Here is an 18146-nt window from a genome sequence, read left to right as displayed (position 1 = left end):
GCATGTCGCAACGCATCCTTGATCCGGTGACCCAGGTCGAGCTCATCGTGCCTGATGGCATCTCCCGCGACGACGCTATCGAGCACGCTCGATTGCGCAGGGCAGGGAAGCTGCGGCGTCTGCGCCTTTTCCCTGACTGGGGACACGACTACTCGCTCTGGGGAGACGGGGGAGCAATGAGCCCCGAACATTTCGGTATCTCTGACGGGCTGGCCGAGCGCCTGCGTGAGTGGACGGCGTTCTGGGCGGCTCGAGCCGACCCCTTCGAACCATGGACCGACCTCGAAACCTTGCACGCCTGGTGGCGGGAAGGCTTGAGTCTCGCGACCGACCTCCAACGAGAGCTCTACAAGACAACCGTCGTCATTCCAGAGTTCGGCCCTCACCCCGAGCAGGGGTGGGAGTACTCGTAACCCCGCGGTTGTGCACGGTGTCATCGCGGAGGGGCGGGCGAGAACTCACGCGTTCAGTCCAGCCTCGGGCGCGACATCGCCTCGCGACCCTCGGCTGGACCAGAGCCCCGAGGCGACCAGCAGTGCGTTCCCGGTCAGGGCCCCGGCTGGCGGGCGGTGTCGAGGCTGAGTTTGAACCCGGTGTGCGAGGGCTGGAAGCCGAGGCGGTCGTAGAAGCGGTGGGCGTCGGCGCGGGCACTGTCGGACGTCAGCTGCACGAGCGTGGCGCCGAGTGCCGGCGCGGCCACGCCGACCGTCCAGTTCATGAGGGCCGTGCCGATCCCGGACGAACGGTGGTGGGTCGCAACCCGAACCGCCTCGATCTGGAGCCGCCAGGCTCCTCTGCGGGCCATCCCGGGGATGAGGGTGAGCTGCAGGGTGCCGACGGCTGCTCCGGCCAGGTCGGTCGCCAGAATGACCTCGTTGCCAGGGTCGGCGATGATGCCCTCGAGCGCCCTGCGGTACAGCCTCTCGTCAGCGTGATCGGCGACGTCGCCCCGAGACGCGCTGATCGGGTCATCGGAGAGCAGTCCCATGAGCGCGGGCAGATCTCCGAGCGTCGCTCGCCGGATCGCGATGGGCTCGGCTGCCGTCGGAAGTTCGGCCGGAAGCGTCAGCAGATTGAGCATGACCTCATGCTCGCACCGGGAGATCCGCCCAACACTCGCGAAGCTCAGAGCGTTCGCCAGTGCAGCGTCGGGTGAGGGGTTCTTCGAGATTTCGGCCCCCCCTGCGCCCCCGGAAGCATCTGGGGCACCAGGGCTGACGTGACCGGCGATGGTTGCTGTCAGCCTTAGATTGTGTTCTATTGTGTAGACACAAAGTTTGTTTCAACAAGTCGAAACAATTGACGGACGGACTACACATGCCTGCATGGCTTTTCATCCTGGTCGAGGACCCGTGGAGTGCTCTCTACAACCATGCCTGGGTGCCGGCTCTGGTGCTCACCATCGGTACCGCTACAGCGTTGAGGCGGCGAAGCCACGGGGTCCCGATGGCCGTCTGGTCACCACGCGAGAGGTGGGTGCTTTGGGTCCTGACAGCCGGGGCGCTGTTCGCCTTCATCGCGCAGCAGCTCGGACGCGACCTCGCGGCGGTCCGGTTCGTCAACCCTGACTGGACGACGAACTTCATCTGGTGGAAGTACGTGACGGTGCTGGCTGCCGTTCTCCTGCCGCTGTTGGCGGTGGCCGTCATCCTCAGGTCGGCACGTCGTGATGTCGAGGAAAGAGTGGCACCGACAACGGCGCGCGATTGGATGACGTTCTCAAACCGGAGCGCGCTAGCCGGTGCGGGCTTCCTGCTGGCGGCCTTCGCTGTTCTCATGATTTGGACGGGGGTCACATCGACGCAAGCGTCTGATGGGGCATACCGGCTCCTTGTCGCACCCGGCTCTTTTACGGGCGCGGGTTTCCTTGAAGAAGGACGAGACTTCTTTGGTTGGTCCTACAGCATTCCCGTGGTCGCCGCGGTGCTCGTCGTCGCAGCTGCCTCTTGGGCAGTGCTCCGAGAGAATGCGTTACGCCCGTTCCGCCGCCCATCGACGCTGGAACGGGAGCGGCAGGCTCGTCGCAAGATCAGTTCGACAGTGCTGACTCTTTCCGGGGGAGCCGTTCTTCTCACGCTCGCGATTGTGCTCCGCGATACCGGTGGTGCCGGTATGCCGCATCAGGGCATGATGCTCGAGGATGGAACTCACGTGGCAGTTGGGGCCTCGTACGAGGCTCTCGGGCGCCTATTCATCGCTTTGGCTGCCATCCTCCGAACGGCTGGCCTCACGTTGCTCCTTGCCATTCCTCTCCTCAGCTGGCTCCCGAGCTTCGCCTCGCATCGCGATGTCGCGGCTCAGGCGGGCGCCCTTCGATGAAGGACTCGCCGGTCAATAGCGCCGACACGTTGCGCACCGCGGAGCAGATCTTCGGCTACTTCAAGGGGCTCATTCTCTCGGGGCGGCTCGGAGCGGGAGAGAAGCTCCCGACTGTGCGCCAGACGATGGTCGATCTTGACGTTGCTCTCGGCACAGCCGCCAAGGCATACAAACTCCTCGAGCAGGAAGGCCTGGTCGTGTCGCGGGGTCGCGCGGGCACCCGAGTTGCGGATGCGTCCGCCGCGCTTCCGGGGGCCGTTGCCGCCCAACTGCGGGCCGCCGTATCCGCCGCGAAGTTTGCGAACGTCCCTCATGGCGACCTCATCAACGCACTCAGCGCGTACTGGACGGAGTAAAGCCTGACGTCATCGCGCACGCTCGAGCATGCAGCTCCCGACTGATCCGTCGGAGTGCCAAGTCGTATCTTCTGGGAAATCAGTCGGACGCTCGATGAGCAATTTGCCGTCCCGCGTTAAGAACGGGTCGCACCTGGACATGTTCACAGTGAAGGGTAAACGCTGAGGAGGAACGACATGGACGACATCGACGACCTGGTACGCCGAACGGCGCCGCCAGCGCTGGGCTCGGAATCGACGAACGCAACGGAGGCGCGGAAGATCGCCCACGCCGTTGCGGCCGACAGGCGGCCGCGACGCTCCAAGCTGCAAGCGGGGCTCTGGGCCGCGATACTCAGCGTTGGGCTCGTGGGTGTCGGCACCACAGCCGCGGTTGCAGGGCCCGCTCTGCTGGACTGGGTCGGTTTCACGCCGGACGTTGTCGTGCAGCGGACGTTCGAGCTCAGAACAGGGAGCGACGAACTCGGGCTCTGCACCGTCGTCGCGCGCGTCAGCCCCGAGTACGGCGGAGAGCTGTCGGACGTCGAAGTGGATAAGCGCACTCAGGCCGCGCGCGAACTCCTCGCTGACTACGACTGGGATCCCTTCGTCGCGGCGATCACCGCCGAGGATATCGAAGCTGAGTTCAACGATCAGCAGGCTGAACAGCAAGCGCTCAAGAACCAAATCGAGGCCGGGGGAGGGGACTCGGCGGATGTCCCGGACGCGGAGCACGGCATCGCCGCGAGCTCGCTCGTGGGCGACGAGATGTTGCGGGTATTCGAGGAGGCCGGTTACCTCGACGGCGGAGTCTCCCTGGAGATGGCTGGCCGTTGCGGAGACGAGACTCCCGGGAGCTCCGAGTGACCCGGCGACGCGGACGTGACCAGCGGGAAGCGACGATCGAGGCGCTTCACCAGGCCAACGCGGCGGACCTCCTCAGCTATTTCGGGAGGCGGGTGAGCATTCCGGCCGACGCCGCTGACCTGCTGAGCGAGACGTTCGTCGTCGCGTGGCGACGAGTCGACCACATGCCCTCGAACCCTGAGCAGGCGCGGATGTGGCTTTTCGGAGTCGCCCGTCGAGTTCATGCAAATGCTGTCCGCGGATCGCTCCGACGCACGGACCTAACTCTCAAGCTCCGTCGGCAGCTCGAAACGCAACCTCTCGCAGCGATCGATTCCACGACGCTCGAGGTGCGCGAAGCTCTTGGTCAGCTGCCGGTCGATCAGAGCGAACTTGTGCGCCTGATCCTCTGGGACGGCTTCACTCTGCCGCAGGCCGCGTCGATCCTCGACATCAGTGAGTCGACGGCTCGCGGTCGCTACCAACGCGCCCGCATTCGACTTCGAGAACTCCTCCGTCCCGAAGAGCCTCCTATTACAACGTTCGCTTCTCAACACGGAGAGGGAAGCGATTGAAGTCAACGAGCAGGAAGAGTGACCAGGAAGACTTTCGCGCACGCGACAGTGCTTCAAGCGAGCGTCTTCCGTCACCCGGTCTGCGACCGACACCCCGGCACCTAACGAACCTCTACGGGATCATCGGGCTCCTGGCCATCGTCGCCGCCACCTTGGGTATGTTTGCTTTCTGGCCCGAGGATGCAGAGAGAAGGCCAGTGGGGTCCATATCTACGGACTTTGTGGAAGGGAAGCCACTCGAGCAAATACACCCCCTCGTCACGAGTGTCAGCGCGAACGTGGACATCGTGGACACCGAGGGGCACCCAGTGGATGCGTCGGTATCGCATTACACCGTCGTCTCGATCACCCACGAAGACAATCACCGACCGAAGATCATCGTGACCCGCGAGCCGTGGGAGGCGCAGAACAGTCTGGGGGAACTGCTCATGCTCTACGAGCGATCGGTGCACACAAGCATCATTGTCATCGACAACACGACTCAAGAGATCCTGCCTCAAGACGTCCGGGGGTACACCGTAGTCAGGGAAGAGCAGGTGTCTGATCACCGGACCGAGAACGGCAGGAAAATCTATTTCTTTGTCGAACGAATCCACGAATAGACGCGGCCCACCGAACCTCGCGATGGCGGGGTGTCCGGTGAGGCCTTCCCGCTTGCGGATCTCGTAGGCGGCGGCGTCGAACTGTGTCTTGAGTTCGTCCATCGTCACGCCCGTCTTCCTTACGCCGTCGACGAAGCCGACGTTGAAGGTCTCGCCATCTTGTTCGCACCAGACGTCGGCGGTGTCACTTCGTTGACTGTCTCAGCATCGGTGCAGTCTGACGTGAGTGTGTTGATGACCGTGCTCCGCGCTGATGTTCAATGAGCCTTAAGGATGAGTGAGGTGATTTCGGCGAGGCTCGCCCCTTAGCATCAAGGGCATACTCGCACCCAGGGGGAAATTAGGCATGGCAGGCAAAGACCGGGAACGCGTCCAGAAGTTCCGCGAGGAAGCAAACGCGATACGTCGAGCCGAAGAGAGCCGCTCCCGACGGAACCGCTGGCTTGCACAGCTCGGGATAATCAGCGGGTCCGTCGTCGTTCTTGCAGCGATTGTGCTGCTCGCCGTCTTTGGCTCAACGTGGTTCGGATCAAGGACCGTGCTGGAAGCGCGGGGTTACGTGGAAGTGCCTTCGGCTGACGGCAGTTCTGTTGAGCAACCCATCAGTGCGTCCGCGAGTGGCATCGCAGTGGGGCGATCTGATGCCGCCATGAAGATCGATTACTACTTCGATTTCTCCTGTCCTCACTGCGTCGACTATCACGCCGCGACTGGTCAGGCGTATAACGACCTCGTGGCTTCCGGGACTGCCCAAATCACGTACCACCCCATGAACATCATCGCGCCGTACGGAGCGCAGGCTGGGGCTGCGCTTGCGGCGGCAGTTTCCGCCGATCCAGCATCGTTCTACGAGGTCCGTGATGGACTCTACGGAATTCCCGGACAGACACAGAGCGCATGGGGGCCCGAGGACTACGCCACGGCGCTCACTCAGATGGGTATTGCAGACGACGCGGCGCTGGAAGCAACAGCGAAGGGCGAGTACGTGGACTGGGTCGCAGGAAATACCTCCTTGTCTAGAGAAGCGGGCGTGACCTCGACCCCGACCATCGCGATCGACGGCCAACTACAGCTCAATGACCAGGGCCAATCTTCGCCCCCGGACGCGGAAGCCATCGCGGCGCTCAACTAAGACACCACCGAGGAGCCAGGACTTCTGCGGCTCCGAAGTGATTGAGCCGACGTCCCTGAGGGCATGAGTACCAGCAGATCACCTTCTGACGAGTGGCCATCAAGGAATGAAGCGCTCATGGCCGTCTGTGGATTTCTCCATGCCCGAGGGTTTGTCGTACTCGACAACGGCGGTTGTAGGATCCCGGAATGAGACGAGCTCGCAGTGTTGCTGTCATCGCCTGGGGGCTGGCCGCGGTAGCAGCCTGCGTCATGATTCTCGCCCTCACGCTTCCTGCGTCGGTCACCGTCTCTACGCAAGACCCTGTCAAGGTCATGTGCACCCCCGCCCTCGGCACTGACCCGGATTACCGTCTCGGTGTTCGCGACACGGGTGGGAACGGGATGCAGGAAGTGATCGGTGCCTGCGCGGCGTCACGCGACCGCAGCTTGGGAACCGCATTGGTGCTGGGAGTGGCGATCACGGGATTGACGGCCGTTGGGCTGGGTTCCCGCCGTCGCAGCGAGGCCTGACGGGGCCCACAACCTTCAGCCGCCCGACCCGACCAACGTGATCGCTTGGCGCTGCGCTCGCGGGCAGCTTCGCTCAGACCCTGGAGCGGCGAGCGTGCGTGCGGGCCTTCATCCGGTTGCCGCAAACCGCCATCGAGCACCACTTCGCGGTGCCAGGGCGACTGTGGTCGACGAGGAACTGGGTGCATTCGTGGTTCGCGCAGGCGCGGAGGCGCCCGGGAAACTCTGCGATCACGCCCGACCACGCCAGCACGGCCCCTGCCGCAAGACGGTCGTCGTCGGGAACCTGGAGCTCCCAGGCCACGCCATCCGGGGTGACGCGCGGCGTCTGCACAGCATCGTCGAGGATGCCCGCGAGCTCTCCGACCGCCCCTCCGTCATCTCCACGGATGACGGCCTGCAGTGCCTGTCGCGCGCGTCGAAGGCCCGCCAATTCGCTCGCGGACCCTGTCCCACCCCAGCTGCGAGCGACGTTTCTGCCCGTCTCGCCCTGGAGCCTGTCGGTCGGGGTGCCCTCGATGACCGGTGCGCTGTTCAGCAGGCTCAGCAGCAGTTCCTCGTTGCGAAGCACTTCTCCTCGCTTTCCCGCACCGTTCGATGCGATGGATCCATGCTACCGTCCTGCTAACCAGTAAAACAAGTATTAGGGGTTAGTCATGGTCACCGTCCACCACCGCACCGTCTCCGTCGATGGGCTCGACGTCTTCTACCGCGAAGCCGGCCCCGCCGACGCTCCCGTGCTTCTGCTCCTGCACGGGTACCCGAGCAGCTCCCACATGTTCCGGCACCTCATCCCCGCGCTGGCCGATCGGTACCGCGTCATCGCTCCGGACCACATCGGCTTCGGCCGTTCCGCTGCGCCTTCCGTCGACGAGTTCGAATACACCTTTGCGGCCCTCGCGCAGGTGACCGGTCGGTTCCTCTCGACCATCGGGGTCGCGCAGTACACGATGTACGTCCAGGACTACGGCGCCCCGGTTGGCTGGCGCCTCGCTCTCGCCGAACCCGCTTCGGTCGTCGGGGTCATCTCCCAGAACGGCAACGCGTACGAAGAGGGCTTCGTGCCCGGCTTCTGGGACCCGATCTGGGCCGACGCCGCCGAGCGGACCACCGAGACGCGCGACGCACTCCGTCCCGCCCTCGGCCGGGAGGCCGTCGAATGGCAGTACACCCACGGCGTGCCCGACACGACGACCGTCGACCCCGACGCGTGGGAACACGACCTCGCGCTCCTCGCCCGGCCGGGGCAGGACGACGTGCAGCTGGCACTCTTCCGCGACTACACCACCAATCGTGAGCTGTACCCCGCGGTGCACGCCTGGCTCCGTACCTCGCAGGTGCCGGTTCTCGTCGTCTGGGGGCGCAACGACGAGATCTTCGACGCCGCCGGCGCCGAGGCGTTCACCCGCGACGCTCCGCACGCTCGCGTCGAACTCATCGATGGCGGACACTTCCTGCTCGAATCTCACCTGGATGAGGTCGCTGACACCATCAAGTGCTGGCTCCAGACCAACGGCCGAGGCGCGTAGAACGGCGGGCTGGTCTGTTTGCCACGGTCAACCCTGGTGAACGCTCCGAGAAATCGAAAAGCGACTCGCAGATCCCATGGTTTCGAGCGCCCCATCTCACCATGCCGCTAGGGGCGCCAAGATGCCAAAGTCGGGGCAAGTCGATGCTTCCGATCACCGAGCCCGGAATTCTCAATATTCCCGCCCCGATTGGGTCTACAGCAGGGTGAGGTCCGGGTGAAAAGGCTGATGATCTTCTCCCTCCGGAAGCCTTATAGCAAGTACTCTCTCGTTGCATGACACGGTCGACTTCAGCCTCTTCGTGAGTATGTAGTTGTCAGCAGAAAGTGGCCATGCGGCCGAGGTTCAGTTTCCTCGGCTCGCGGTAACCGTGGGCTCGCACGCGGACCGCGAAGTTCAACTCAATCACCGAGGATGCCTCAGAGAGGGATCCAGTCGAGATTCGTTTACCACTCTCTGAGTTTCGCGTACGAAAGAACAACGATGAGTATCTTCAATTCCACGAACAGGGGCTTGAACCTCAGGCCGGCGCACATTGGCGGGCCCTCCGATCCGGGACCAACTCGGCGCAGGGTGGTGCAGTCAGCCTCATATCTCGGTGTCTCGACGGGACATCGCGAGCGTGTCTCCCCTGGCCCATCTCGGAGTACAGCGCCATCTTGTGTCGGAATCTGCATGCGAGACCTCTCAGGACACCTGCACTTGCTCGAGAGTGCGAAGAAGCAATCGCACTCCGCTCATCCATTGAATTCTCTGCGTGCACTCCCCGAGAGCGTGGAGGTGTTCCACCCCATCAACGACGACGGCGGCTGAAACCAGGCGTTGCGTCGACCCCACACACACACCTAGTACGTGAAGGAGTCCCCGTGTATCACTCGAATGGCAATTTCGAGGCGTTCGCTCGTCCGAAGAAGCCCGCCGCCGTCGAAGGCAAACGAGCCCACCTCGTCGGCTCAGGCCTCGCTTCCCTCGCCGCCGCGGCCTTCCTCGTCCGCGACGCCCAGATGCCGGGCGGCGACATCACCATCTATGAGGAGCTCGCCCTGCCAGGCGGCAGCATGGACGGCATCTTCGATAAGCACAAGGGCTTCATCATCCGGGGCGGACGCGAGATGGAGGCGCACTTCGAGACGCTCTGGGAGCTCTTCCGATCAATCCCCTCCCTCGCAGAGCCGGGCGCTTCCGTGCTCGACGAGATGTATTGGCTGCAGAAATCTGACCCCTCGACGAACCCCATGCGTGGCATCTGGAAGCGTGGTCAGGAGATCGAGGACATGGGCGATCTGACCCTCACCCCGAAGGCCGTCGAAGAGCTCCTCAAGCTCGCCATGACCCCCGAGAAGGATCTCGACGACAAGCGCATCGACGAGGTCTTCACAGAGGAGTTCTTCCAGTCGAACTTCTGGTTCTACTGGGCCACCATGTTCGCGTTCGAGCCGTGGGCGAGCGCACTCGAGATGCGCCGCTACACGCTGCGCTTCGTGCACCACATCGCATCGCTGCCCGACCTCAGCTCCCTGCGCTTCACCCGCTACAACCAGTACGAATCGCTGATTCGTCCACTCGTCGCCTACCTCGAGGAGGCGGGCGTCACGTTCGTGTACGACACGCAGGTCGACAACGTCGTCGTCGCAGTCGAGGGCGCTGCGAAAGTCGCAACCGAGCTGCAGCTGACCACCGAAGGTGTATCCCGCACCGTCCCGCTTCACCCGGAAGACCTCGTGTTCGTGACGAACGGGTCCATCACCGAGTCGTCGACGTTCGGCGACAACACCTCGCCCGCACCCGTCGTCACCGACCGCGGCGGTGCTTGGTCGCTGTGGAAGAACCTCGCAGCCCAGGACCCCGCCTTCGGCCACCCCGAGAAGTTCTGCGAGAACATCCCCGAGGCGAATTGGACGATCTCCGCCACTGTTACCCTCACCGACGACAAGATCGCGCCGTACATTCAGAAGATCACTGGCCGCGACCCCCGCGACGGCAAGATCGTCACCGGCGGCCCCTGCAACTTCAAGGACTCCTCCTGGCTGTACGGCTACACGATGAGTCGTCAGCCGCACTTCGAGGCGCAGGACCCGCAGAAGGAGCTCGTCGTCTGGCTGTATGGCCTCTTCTCCGACAAGCAGGGTGACTACATCAAGAAGACCATCCGCGAGTGCTCCGGCTGGGAGCTCACCGCTGAATGGCTCTACCACATGGGGGTTCCCGTCGACCAGATCGACGATCTCGCCAAGAACTCCGCCACCACAGTGCCTTGCAACATGCCGTACATCACCTCCTACTTCATGCCACGTGCTGCCGGTGACCGTCCGCTTGTCGTACCGGAGGGGTCGAAGAACCTTGCGTTCCTCGGCAACTTCGCCGAGACCGAGCGCGACACCGTCTTCACGACTGAGTACTCCGTGCGCACGGCGATGGAGGCCGTCTACACGCTGCTCGAGATCGACCGTGGTGTGCCCGAGGTCTTCGCGTCATCGTTCGACGTGCGCACGCTCCTCAAGGCCGTCTACTACCTCAACGACCGCAAGCAGCTGCACGAGGTGAAGCTGCCATTCGCGGCGCGGGTGCTCGAGAAGGCGGCCCTCGCGAAGGTCAAGGGCACCTATGTCGAGGAGCTGCTGCACGACGCGAAGCTCATTTGACCGCCTGCCGGTCTTGGCGCCGGAGAGGGTATGTCCGTATCCGCGGGTGCCCCTCTCGCCAGCTTCGAACGCACCCCACTCTGGATGGTTGGTCGACCGCATGAATCTCCGCAAGACACGCCTGCAACGCATGCTCGCCGCGCTCGAGCCCGCGAACTCGACGGGACCTGCCTCCAGCAACGTCGATCTCCGCGCGACGCTCGGGGCACTCGGGCCTGCCCTCCTTGAGGGAGGGCAGGCGACGAACGAAGTCGAAGCATCGCTGCAGGCACTCGCCGACGCCTATGGTCGCCCTGACGTGCGAGTCTTCGTTCTTCCGACTCTCATCATCATCGATGACCCGGAAGCGGAGAAGACCGCAGTATTCCCGGCGACGGGGGAACCCTTGCGCCTGGATCAGGAGGGCTTGATCGAGCACCTCATGCACCGGGCCGCTCGCGAGCAACTCCCGCCCGAAGATGTGGTGAGCGAGGTGCAGCGCATCACAGCGTTGAAGCCCCGCTTCGGTTTCCTGCTCTCGGTCGTCGGCCACATGCTGCTCACGCTCGGATTCGGGATGGTCATGAACCCGACCGCCGCGGCGCTCCCCGTCTACGCCGTGCTCGGTCTTGTCGTCGGAGTTCTCGTCATGCTCGGATCGAGAATCCGCACACTCTCGCTTGTCCTCCCTGTCGTCGCTGCGTTCGTAGCGACCGTGACGGTCTCCCTGGCGAATGAGAGCGTCACTGATGGAAACGTTCTGCTGCTCGTGGCGCCAGCCGTCGTCAGTCTCCTGCCGGGACTGACGCTGACGATCGCTGCGGTCGAACTGACCAATGGCCAGATCATGGCCGGCGCAAGTCGACTCGTCTACGGCTTCGCGCGGCTCGGGCTGCTGGCGTTCGGCGTGTACGTCGGAATCGCGGTCACGGGAGCATCTCTCGCAGAGAAAACCTCGAGCGACCGCCTCGGGTCGTGGGCACCTTGGGTTGGCATCCTGCTTGTCGGGGTCGGGTACTACTTCTACGAGATCGCGCCGAAGCATTCTCTGCTGTGGATCGTCTTCGCGCTCGCCCTGGCATACGGAGCGCAACTGATCGGGCATGCGCTCGTCGGCGCAGAACTCTCCGGGATGATCGGAGCGCTCGTTGCGGTCCCCGCCATCTACTTGGCCTCACACCTCAAGGCGGCACCGCCGCCCGCCGTGATGTTGACGTGCGCGTACTGGATGCTCGTTCCCGGCGCACTCGGGTTCATCGGCCTCAGCGAGGCAGCGTCGGGAACAGCCGGGGCATCGAGCACGCTCATGCAGACGATCGGGTCGATCTTCGCGATCGCCATCGGCATGGTCCTCGGCACCGGCCTCAGCCGTGACACAGGAGCCGCCGCAAGAGCGTGGAATCGTCGCGGACCAGCTGCACGCCCCACCTCGACGGGGCAGGGTGGCCGAGCAGACAAGTTGCTCTCTTAGGCGCGTCGTGACGCGGAGCGCACCTCCGCCGCCTCATCGCCTCAGAATGAATCGCTGAGCTTTCGGTGATAGCAGCAATAACGCGACCCATCATCGATCTGCATCGATCCCGTCGAGACTGATGAGGCCAACCACGATGAATACCGCTTCCCTGAGTCTGTGGCTTATGTAGTTAAGGGTGAAGAGGGGGTGTAAGGGGGATGAAAAGTCGTCCACGCGGTCGACTGCTCACATACGATGCATATTACGGAAAGAAGGAACTTAAGCTTAGTCAGGAGATAGACGAACATGAGCGAAAATACCCACAAATGGGCCAAGCAGGTCTCCGCAGCTGCTGATAAGGCAGTCAAGACCTACGAACAGGAAGTTTCTCGTCTCGAGAAACGAGTAGCCGAAGCCGACAAGCGTGAAGGCAAGGAAGCCGCGCACGTCGCTCGTCAGGTCGATCGCGACATGAAGTTCGCGGAACACCACATCGAGCACCTGCAAAAGGTCGTCGCCAATGAGGACGCTCGAGTCGAGAGTGCATACGCGCGCCTCGCGAAGCGCGCAGATTCCGGTGCCTCTGACGAAGCAATCAAACGAGACGCCGCGCACGTCGCGAAAGTAGAAGCCTCCGCCGAAAAGCGCATCGAGCTCGCCCTGGAACGCGCAACCGCTGACATAGACCGTGATGCCAAGGCCGCCGCGCGCCACGTCGTCGTGGGACTCGAGAAGATCGATGAGTACGAAGAAGACCTCGGGGATGAAGCGAACGCCGCTGCTGAGCGCGTCACGAAGGCGCTCAACAGCCTCGGGAAGAAGGTCAACGCCTAACAAGCCACGGACCGAGCCTCTCGACGTATTCGAGTAAGTCGATGCCACGCAGGCGTTCCGGCAAGGACCTATCAGCGATCTGCGACTCCCGATCGTTCCTTGGTGTCCCGTGAATTCGGCAATATCGGCACTGGCTGCATCAGACGGGGTCGGGAGCAACGACCTCTCGACCTCCGTCGCCAGGCCTGTGCCTCATGCAGGGGCAGAGAAGTTCAGAATCGCGATCCCCGACCGTCGCGAGGCGCTCGAGAGTTCGACCGCAGTGACAGGAGCCGATGGATGATGCGCGAACATGCGCCCAAGGCGGGTCTGCTCGAGCTCCGAGCGCTGCTTGTGCTGCTCCAAGATCGACAACAGTGATCTGTTATCGCTGCCCTCCTCACCCATGAGGACGGCGTTCTCCGCGACTCGATCCTTGACGAAGCCTCCCGCATCGGTTTCACTATCTCTAACGGCGCATCCCTGCACGTGCGCGAGACCTTTCTCACCGAAACCCTCAGCGAGATTGATGCGCACCTCAGCCAGTGCACCCCGAATAGGATGTCAGTGCCGGCCGGATCTTCAGAACGACAGCAGTGAGTGTGGTGGCTTCGAGTTCGAAAGTGGTCTTCCGCTGCTTCCAGGTGACTGAACGGCAAGCCTCACGCCCCATGGGTTTTGGGGCGCTGAGTTCTCGAGGTGGGAGGGCATGCGCCGCGTTCATGCTCGCATCCACGCTGCTGCTGTTCTCCGGCTGCGCCGCCACGGACAGTTCTGCGGAGCTCACGCCAGCCGTCCTCACCTCAGTTGAGGAATCCACGCGGGAACACATGACCGCCGTGGCTGAACAGCTCGGAACCGACGTCAGCGTCCGAACTCAGGAGTGGATACCGTGCCTGGGTTCGCCCGAGGGGAGCGACCGAAGCGAGTACGTCTACGGCACCCGAGTAGAACTCAACGGAAGCGAGAGCTTCGACGAGATCGCTGATCGGATGCACGCCCACTTCGAGGAAGAGGGGTGGGCGTGGCAGGACACCAATGAGAGTCTCTCGCTCGTGCGCCTGACGCACGAGGACTACATCGTGGCCGCATCCATCTTCGTCGACGACGGCTACGCATCCATCACCGGCGGTGCCGGCTGTATCGGGTCAATTGATGATGTCCCCGAACGCGACCTGCTCAGCGAATAAGGAATAGGCGGGCCGCAGGGTGGGGCAGCACCACGGGGGCGGTTTCGATCTGCAGACGCGCGGTGGCGACCTCGAGTCGCTGGGCAAGTGTCGCTGTGACTTCGCACTGGATGACTTGCCACGCTCGCAACTGACTGGATAGAGTTGCGATCATGGCAAGTGACTTTGAGGATCAGACACCGGATAGCCAGGCCAAGTCGCCCAGTCGGGATCAGGCGCTGGCTGCGCTCGACGATCTCGAGCACGACAGTCAGGAGCTGGCTACTCGCATCGTCACGCCATGGTGGTACCACCCAGCCCTTGGGGTGATCACCGCGGTCTTCGCGGGGGCGCAGGCGCTTCCCGGGGTGTGGCCCATGGTGCTGCTCGTGCTGGGGATCATCGCGATCCCGATCCTGACCACGACGTACTCCCAGCGCTTCGGAGTGGTCGTGACGAAGCCGGCCGGCCCGCGAAGCAAGCGCCTACTCTTGGCAACGCTTGGTGTGCTCGTTGCCGCGATGATGTCGAGTCTGGCGTTCAAATTTCTGGGCGTCGATCCGTGGTGGGCGCTCATCCCTGCTGGGGTCACCTTCGTGGCCACCGTCGTCCTCGGACGCCGGTACGACGAGGCTCTCCGCCAGGAGGTCGCCGCTCCGAAGGTGGCTGGAGCGTGACGGCCGGTCGCGCTCCCGCGTTCAACGAGGTCATCCATGCGCCGCTGCGACTGCGGATCTGCGGACTACTCCGGAGCGTCGACGAGCTGGAGTTCTCGGTCGTTCGCGACGCGCTCGCCATCGATGATGCCAAGCTCTCAAAGCACATCAAAGTACTGACCGACGCCGGTTTCGTGTCGCTCCGCAAGGAGAAGTCAGCCAGTCGAGCTGACTCGCGGCGTCTCACCTGGGTCAAGCTCACGCCGGTCGGCTCCACCGCGGTGGAAGCTCACCTCGCCGCGTTGACCGCTATCGCCAACGGCGCCGACTTCGACGCCATTCCGGGTCAGGCGTAATCCCCAAGCGGAGACGGCTCCAGCGCACGGAACCGCGAAGCGACTCGCGGGCTCGAAGTCTGGGGTCGTTGTCTGCCGCTGAAATTGTTGAGCACCGGGCTTCGTTGCTGTCTCGCACGGTGCGTAGCGGTCTCTCCAGCTCCTTATCGTGGTCCGGGGGCGTTCTTAGGGGCACCACGATCTTCTTGGTGATGAGGCGGATTAGGGTGAGTTCATGAGTTCAGCGACCGTCATTCCGAGTGTGCGCGAGGCGGTGAGCGACCCACGGATCCTTCTCTTCGGCCGACTCCTTGGGGCCGCCAATGGGTGGGAGCATCTTCTCGGCAAAGCGCTCCAGGACGAGACGGGTCTAGAGCACACCCTGTTCGAGCTCCTGGTCGTCGTCGGGAGGGCTGGCCCAGACGGCATCGCGGTTCGAGATATCGCTCAGGCGCGCGTGCTCACGTCGGGAGGCGCGACTCGGCTCGTGCAGCGCGGTGTGCAGCGCGGTTTCGTCACGCGCAAACCCTCGACGGAGGATGCGCGCGTCCAGCTGGTCAACCTCACCGAGGAGGGGGAGCGGATGCTGTTGCACTCGAGTGCTGTGCACGCTGCCAACATCGAGCGGACGCTGCTCGCGGTGCTTCCGGAAGAGCACCGCGCGGCATTCGCAGTCTCGGTCGAGGTGCTCAGCAGGGAAGCCGCACGGGCACTGCCCATCATGCCCTGACCGGGGTGGAGTCATGCCGCGAAAGCCTCGGGAATAGCTGACTGCTCAGCTAAGTTGCCTCTTGTGTGCGGCAGACGCTGCACAGCCAAAGAAAGCGATCACCGACCATGACACTCTCCTTCGAAGTCTTCGATCTCAACTTCCCCGTCGGCTCCCTCAACAAGTCCGCCGTGCTGGTCACCGGGCCGACAGAGGCGGTCCTCGTCGACGCTGGCTTCACTCGAGATGACGGGCACCGGCTTGTGGCTGCCATCCTCGACTCCGGCAAGACCCTCACGACCGTGTTCGTCAGTCACGCGGACCCGGACTTCTACTTCGGCCTTGAAGTCATCGCCGAGGCGTTCCCCGAGGCGACCGTCACAGCGACCCCCATCGTCATCGAGCACATCTCGGCCTCCTTCGAGGGCAAGCTCAAGGCCTGGGCCGCGCTCGGCACGAACCTGCCGACACGCCTCCCCGAGATCTCACCGCTCACCTCCGACACCATCACGGTCGACGGCGAAGAGCTCGAGCTCCGTGGCGGCTCCGAGCTCCTCCCCGACCGCCACTACCTCTGGTACCCCGAGCAGCGCGTCATCCTCGGCGGTGTTCTCGTGTTCCAGCAGGAGCACGTCTGGACCGCAGACACCGCCACGCCCGAACTGCGCTCGGCCTGGGTCGACCAGCTCGACGAGATGTCGGCCCTCGATCCGATCACCGTCATCCCAGGTCATCGCCTGCCTGACACGGCGACCGATGCGAGCGCACTTCGGTACACCCGCACCTACCTTGTCGGATTCGAGAAGGTGCTTTCCGAAGCATCGGATGGTGCCGCGGCCACCGCCGTGCTGGCCGAGAAATACCCAGACTCGGGGATGATGATCGCCGCCCAGATCGGGACCAAAGTTGCCAAGGGAGAGATGACATGGGGCTGAACCAGAACACAAACGACGACGAAAACGAGACGATCAGTGCTGCACCGCGGGATGTGGTCCGCCGTCAGTACCTCGCCTCAGCGGCGGGCGATCTCGACGCGCTCCGGGCCACCCTGGCCCCCGACGTCGAGTGGACCGAAATGGCAGGATTCCCACTCGCGGGGACGTATCGAACGCCCCGAGGGGTGACCTCGAATGTCATGGAAGTCCTCGGCCGCGACTGGGAGGGCTGGACTGCCCACGACGACTCCTACATCGTCGAGGGGGAGAATGTGGTCGTGCTTGCGCGGTACACCGCAACCCACCGCACCACGGGCAAGGCGCTCAATGCGCGGGTCGCCCACCATTTCGTGGTTCGCGGCGGACTCATCGTGCGGTTCGAGCAGTTCGTCGACTCTGCCCTGGTCGCGGAGGCGGCAGCAGGGTAACTCGGCGCAGCGGTCGACGTGAGCTGGGGCGTCTTGTGCTGTGCGCGAGGCGCCCTGGCCTCGGGGTCGGGTCCCTAGAATCACCCCATGACGCAGCCGACCTTGCCGCAGCCACCTCGCGACGTGGCAGAGCCGAGGCGGGCTCATGGGTGGTGGGCACTCGTCCTGACGGTGCTGATCTTTGGAACGTTGCTGTTCCTGGTTGGTGCGTTCTGGATGCTGAGCATTGGGGAAGCCGTCCACTACGGCCACGGCTCTGGCGGCGACGCCCACCTGCGTTTCGGTGAAGCACTCTCCGGAGTGGGTTTTGGCGCCGTGCTCGTCCTGCTCGCACTGGCAGGAGCGACCCTGATCTCTGTGCAAACGTGCCGAGCATTCGGCATCAGGCCCAGCGGGGGGTGGTCTTCGTCGTCGGTCTTCTCGCCGCTGAGGTCACCTGCTTCCTTGCTGCGCCGTTCGTCTTGGAAGCCCAAGGCGTCTACCAGGGCTGATGCTCGACGATCTCGGACCGCTGTCCGTGGGGTAGTGGCCACGCGCGTCCCCCCTCTTGGGCTCATCCGATGCGCGCGGAGTCACTCGCGCATGCACTCGCGCATGTCGTCCCAGGCCGACGTCACCCACTCCTCGAGCGGGTGATCCGTGGGCCCCGCAAGCCACTGATCCATCGCGAGGTCGAAGCAGGTCACAGCAAGAGCGGCCAACGTGCGCGACCAGCGTGGGGCGGTGCCACGTTGCTTCAGTGACTCCTCGATCGCGAGGGCGAGGTGGTGGCTCTGCAGGAGTTCGCGCTCGTGCAGTGCTGGCTCGCTGCGGACGATCAGGCGCCGACGAGCGATCGACGCTCGCCAGTCCTGAATCCCGCGAGATGCCGCGACCAGCCCCGCGCGGACCGTGGCAGCCCCGGTGGCGTCGGGCGGGACCGAGCTCATGAAGTCGCTGACGGCTTGGGGGAACTCGCGATCTCGGAGGAAGAGCACGTCGCGCTTGTCGGCGAAGTGGCGGAAGAACGTCCGAGTGGTCAAATCCGCTGCTGCGGCGATCTGGGGCACCGTCGTTGCGGCGAAACCCTGTTGTTCGAACAGGACTATCGCTGCACTTTCGAGCCGAAGCGCGGCGTCGGGGGACCATCGAGGCATACGAACATGATGTCACGAAGTGTCATCAGGTGTACAGTGAC

22 protein-coding genes are annotated in these 18146 nt (G+C 63.8%); 18 read left to right on the top strand and 4 right to left on the bottom strand.

All coding sequences use genetic code 11. The annotated features are described in order from the left end of the window. The first annotated feature begins 2 nt into the window (after positions 1 to 2). The gene (locus tag C5E10_RS15925; protein WP_146080311.1) at positions 3 to 413 is read left to right on the top strand and encodes a hypothetical protein; all 411 of its coding nucleotides are present in this window, start codon (positions 3 to 5) and stop codon (positions 411 to 413) included. A 134-nt stretch (positions 414 to 547) separates the two neighbouring features. Here C5E10_RS15925 and C5E10_RS15920 read toward each other — a convergent pair whose 3' ends face one another. Next, positions 548 to 1081, bottom strand: a complete 534-nt coding sequence (locus C5E10_RS15920) for a GNAT family N-acetyltransferase (RefSeq protein ID WP_104332464.1) — start codon at positions 1079 to 1081, stop codon at positions 548 to 550. 236 nt (positions 1082 to 1317) lie between these two features. Here C5E10_RS15920 and C5E10_RS15915 point away from each other — a divergent pair, with 236 nt between their 5' ends. The 7 genes from C5E10_RS15915 (at position 1318) to C5E10_RS15880 (ending at position 6321) form a co-directional block, all read left to right on the top strand. Then, the gene (locus C5E10_RS15915) at positions 1318 to 2319 is read left to right on the top strand and encodes a hypothetical protein (RefSeq protein WP_104332463.1); all 1002 of its coding nucleotides are present in this window, start codon (positions 1318 to 1320) and stop codon (positions 2317 to 2319) included. Then, positions 2316 to 2675, top strand: a complete 360-nt coding sequence (locus tag C5E10_RS15910; protein WP_104332462.1) for a GntR family transcriptional regulator — start codon at positions 2316 to 2318, stop codon at positions 2673 to 2675. The genes C5E10_RS15915 and C5E10_RS15910 overlap by 4 nt, the downstream gene beginning before the upstream one ends. A 177-nt stretch (positions 2676 to 2852) precedes the next feature. After that, on the top strand, positions 2853 to 3521 hold the full coding sequence (locus tag C5E10_RS15905; RefSeq protein ID WP_104332461.1) for a hypothetical protein: 669 nt from the start codon (positions 2853 to 2855) through the stop codon (positions 3519 to 3521). Continuing rightward, positions 3518 to 4075, top strand: coding sequence for an RNA polymerase sigma factor (locus tag C5E10_RS15900; RefSeq protein ID WP_219820381.1), 558 nt, complete (start codon positions 3518 to 3520; stop codon positions 4073 to 4075). Before C5E10_RS15905 ends, C5E10_RS15900 begins: the two co-directional genes overlap by 4 nt. Further along, complete coding sequence (locus tag C5E10_RS15895; RefSeq protein ID WP_146080310.1) at positions 4072 to 4677, top strand: hypothetical protein; 606 nt, start codon at positions 4072 to 4074, stop codon at positions 4675 to 4677. The genes C5E10_RS15900 and C5E10_RS15895 overlap by 4 nt, the downstream gene beginning before the upstream one ends. Positions 4678 to 5023: 346 nt before the next feature. After that, positions 5024 to 5809 (top strand): thioredoxin domain-containing protein, encoded by a 786-nt coding sequence (locus C5E10_RS15885; protein WP_104332458.1) that lies wholly within the window; start codon positions 5024 to 5026, stop codon positions 5807 to 5809. Positions 5810 to 6060: 251 nt separating this feature from the next. Next, positions 6061 to 6321: a hypothetical protein gene (locus C5E10_RS15880; protein WP_146080309.1), complete on the top strand. Its 261-nt coding sequence runs from the start codon at positions 6061 to 6063 to the stop codon at positions 6319 to 6321. A 73-nt stretch (positions 6322 to 6394) separates the two neighbouring features. Here the strand turns inward: C5E10_RS15880 and C5E10_RS15875 are convergent, their stop codons facing one another. Next, positions 6395 to 6892 (bottom strand): CGNR zinc finger domain-containing protein, encoded by a 498-nt coding sequence (locus C5E10_RS15875; RefSeq protein ID WP_104332456.1) that lies wholly within the window; start codon positions 6890 to 6892, stop codon positions 6395 to 6397. Between the two features lie 85 nt (positions 6893 to 6977). On the opposite strand from C5E10_RS15875, the gene C5E10_RS15870 reads away from it, so the two are divergent. The 4 genes from C5E10_RS15870 (at position 6978) to C5E10_RS15855 (ending at position 12758) form a co-directional block, all read left to right on the top strand. Continuing rightward, a complete protein-coding gene (locus C5E10_RS15870; protein WP_104332455.1) occupies positions 6978 to 7850 on the top strand; it encodes an alpha/beta fold hydrolase in 873 nt (290 codons plus the stop codon). A gap of 866 nt (positions 7851 to 8716) precedes the next feature. Continuing rightward, entirely contained in the window at positions 8717 to 10492 is a 1776-nt protein-coding gene (locus C5E10_RS15865) for an oleate hydratase (protein WP_104332454.1), read from the top strand. Positions 10493 to 10592: 100 nt separating this feature from the next. Then, positions 10593 to 11942 carry a threonine/serine exporter ThrE family protein gene (locus tag C5E10_RS15860; protein WP_181062803.1) on the top strand — a complete coding sequence of 450 codons (1350 nt, stop codon included), beginning with the start codon at positions 10593 to 10595 and terminating at the stop codon, positions 11940 to 11942. 288 nt (positions 11943 to 12230) lie between these two features. Further along, positions 12231 to 12758, top strand: a complete 528-nt coding sequence (locus C5E10_RS15855; RefSeq protein WP_104332452.1) for a hypothetical protein — start codon at positions 12231 to 12233, stop codon at positions 12756 to 12758. 192 nt (positions 12759 to 12950) lie between these two features. Here C5E10_RS15855 and C5E10_RS18950 read toward each other — a convergent pair whose 3' ends face one another. Beyond that, on the bottom strand, positions 12951 to 13274 hold the full coding sequence (locus C5E10_RS18950; RefSeq protein WP_146080307.1) for a hypothetical protein: 324 nt from the start codon (positions 13272 to 13274) through the stop codon (positions 12951 to 12953). 185 nt (positions 13275 to 13459) lie between these two features. On the opposite strand from C5E10_RS18950, the gene C5E10_RS15845 reads away from it, so the two are divergent. The 6 genes from C5E10_RS15845 to C5E10_RS15825 all read left to right on the top strand — a co-directional run bounded on the left by C5E10_RS15845 (position 13460) and on the right by C5E10_RS15825 (position 16969). Then, entirely contained in the window at positions 13460 to 13927 is a 468-nt protein-coding gene (locus tag C5E10_RS15845) for a hypothetical protein (protein WP_104332450.1), read from the top strand. Between the two features lie 152 nt (positions 13928 to 14079). Then, a complete protein-coding gene (locus C5E10_RS19485; RefSeq protein WP_258071177.1) occupies positions 14080 to 14583 on the top strand; it encodes a hypothetical protein in 504 nt (167 codons plus the stop codon). Then, positions 14580 to 14918 carry a transcriptional regulator gene (locus tag C5E10_RS19480; RefSeq protein ID WP_258071176.1) on the top strand — a complete coding sequence of 113 codons (339 nt, stop codon included), beginning with the start codon at positions 14580 to 14582 and terminating at the stop codon, positions 14916 to 14918. The genes C5E10_RS19485 and C5E10_RS19480 overlap by 4 nt, the downstream gene beginning before the upstream one ends. A gap of 214 nt (positions 14919 to 15132) precedes the next feature. Continuing rightward, positions 15133 to 15627: a MarR family winged helix-turn-helix transcriptional regulator gene (locus C5E10_RS15835; protein ID WP_104332448.1), complete on the top strand. Its 495-nt coding sequence runs from the start codon at positions 15133 to 15135 to the stop codon at positions 15625 to 15627. A gap of 107 nt (positions 15628 to 15734) precedes the next feature. Continuing rightward, the gene (locus C5E10_RS15830) at positions 15735 to 16541 is read left to right on the top strand and encodes an MBL fold metallo-hydrolase (RefSeq protein WP_104332447.1); all 807 of its coding nucleotides are present in this window, start codon (positions 15735 to 15737) and stop codon (positions 16539 to 16541) included. Further along, positions 16532 to 16969 (top strand): nuclear transport factor 2 family protein, encoded by a 438-nt coding sequence (locus C5E10_RS15825; protein ID WP_104332446.1) that lies wholly within the window; start codon positions 16532 to 16534, stop codon positions 16967 to 16969. Before C5E10_RS15830 ends, C5E10_RS15825 begins: the two co-directional genes overlap by 10 nt. Positions 16970 to 17541: 572 nt before the next feature. Here the strand turns inward: C5E10_RS15825 and C5E10_RS15820 are convergent. Beyond that, on the bottom strand, positions 17542 to 18105 hold the full coding sequence (locus C5E10_RS15820) for a TetR/AcrR family transcriptional regulator (protein ID WP_104332445.1): 564 nt from the start codon (positions 18103 to 18105) through the stop codon (positions 17542 to 17544). Positions 18106 to 18146: the final 41 nt, after the last annotated feature.

Source organism: Pseudoclavibacter sp. RFBG4 (genome assembly GCF_002931515.1).
Lineage (GTDB): Bacteria > Actinomycetota > Actinomycetes > Actinomycetales > Microbacteriaceae > Pseudoclavibacter.
Note: the sequence above shows the minus strand (reverse complement) of the source record. Positions and strands in the feature narration are given on the sequence as shown.